This window comes from Roseisolibacter sp. H3M3-2, assembly GCF_029211165.1.
Lineage (GTDB): Bacteria > Gemmatimonadota > Gemmatimonadetes > Gemmatimonadales > Gemmatimonadaceae > Roseisolibacter.
On the sequence record NZ_JARGEK010000645.1, the window covers coordinates 1 to 1,336 of the forward strand.

At 80.1% G+C, this 1,336-nt stretch carries 3 protein-coding genes; all 3 read left to right on the plus strand.

The annotated features are described in order from the left end of the window. Window positions 1-226 precede the first annotated feature (226 nt). Entirely contained in the window at window positions 227-427 is a 201-nt protein-coding gene (locus tag PYV61_RS25390; RefSeq protein WP_275836675.1) for a hypothetical protein, read from the plus strand. Beyond that, window positions 424-741 (plus strand): hypothetical protein, encoded by a 318-nt coding sequence (locus tag PYV61_RS25395; protein ID WP_275836676.1) that lies wholly within the window; start codon window positions 424-426, stop codon window positions 739-741. Before PYV61_RS25390 ends, PYV61_RS25395 begins: the two co-directional genes overlap by 4 nt. Window positions 742-760: 19 nt before the next feature. Continuing rightward, on the plus strand, window positions 761-1,336 hold a 576-nt coding region (locus tag PYV61_RS25400; RefSeq protein WP_275836677.1), incomplete at its 3' end, for a GNAT family N-acetyltransferase.

Consider the following 1,336-nt stretch of genomic DNA (forward strand, 5'->3'; position numbering starts at 1 on the left):
GCGGCGCCGCGGCCGCGCGCGCGGTCTTCTGCGCGGGGGCGGCGGGCGGCGTCGCCAGGGCCAGCACGGCCGCCGCGCTCCACGCGAGGGCGCGACCGGGTCGGCGGGGTGGGAGGCGGCGGGGCACGAGGAGGGGTGGACGATGCGGCCGTCCGGATGACGAGCCCGCACGGACGTTGTCACGAGGCCCGGGCGGGCGCCAGGGCGGCGGCGTTACCTTGTGCGCATGCCGACCCCCGACGAGCTCCGCGCGTTCGGCGACTCCGCCGACGCCCTCGAGGCGCAGATCGCCGACGCGCAGGCGCGGGGCGCCGTGGTGCCGCCGGAGGCCCACGCGATGCTCGAGTCGCTGCGCCAGCTCGCGCGCGCGATCGCCGACCTGCAGGCGAGCCTCGGCACGGAGCCGCCGGCGGACGTCGCGCCGTGAGCGCCGGCGCCGAGGGCGGCGCGGCCGACCCGCGCGCCGCGACCGCCGAGTTCCCGGGCGACGACGCGGGCTACGGCTGGTGGCGCAACGCGCACCCGGGGGGCTACGTGCTCGCCGTGCGCGCCAAGCACGCGCCGCTGCTGCACCGCGTGTCGTGCAAGGAGATCGACCGCGACCTGCATCCCGGGCGGCTGCGCGCCGCGGGGAGCCGCCAGGTGTGCGCGGAGACCACCACCGCGCTGCGGGCGTGGGTGGCGCGCGAGGTGCCGGGCGCCGGCGGCGTGCTCGCGCGCTGCCCCCGCTGCGCGCCCTGAGCGCGCGACGCGCGGGCGCGTGACCGCCGGCGCGCTCATCCGGCTCGCCCGCCCCGACGACGGCGCGGCGCTGGCGGCGATCTACGCGCCGGCGGTCGTCGGGCGCGCGACCTCATTCGAGACCGAGGCGCCCGACGGCGACGAGATGGCCGCCCGCGTCGCGCGGGTGCTGGCGCGCACGCCCTGGCTGGTGCTCGCGCTCGACGGCGCCGTCGCGGGCTACGCGTACGCGTCGCCGCACCGCGACCGCGCCGCGTACCAGTGGTCGGTCGAGGTCTCCGCGTACGTCGCCGACACGGCGCAGCGCCGCGGCGCCGCCCGCGCGCTGTACGCCGCGCTGTTCGACTTGCTGGCGCGCCAGGGGTTCCGCAACGCGTACGCGGGGATCACGCTCCCCAACGACGCCAGCGTGGGGCTGCACGTCGCGGTCGGCTTCGCGCCGGTCGGCGTGTACCGGGGGGTCGGCTACAAGTGCGGCGCGTGGCACGACGTGGCGTGGTACGCGCGCGCGCTGGCGCCGCACGACGACGCGCCGGCGCCGCCGCTCGCCCTCGCCGCGCTGCTCGCCGACCCGGCGGGCGCCGCCGACGTCGAC

Bases quoted from the DNA above. Each gene is read 5' to 3' on its own strand.
- PYV61_RS25390 (WP_275836675.1), top strand. From the start codon at position 227: ATGCCGACCCCCGACGAGCTCCGCGCGTTCGGCGACTCCGCCGACGCC.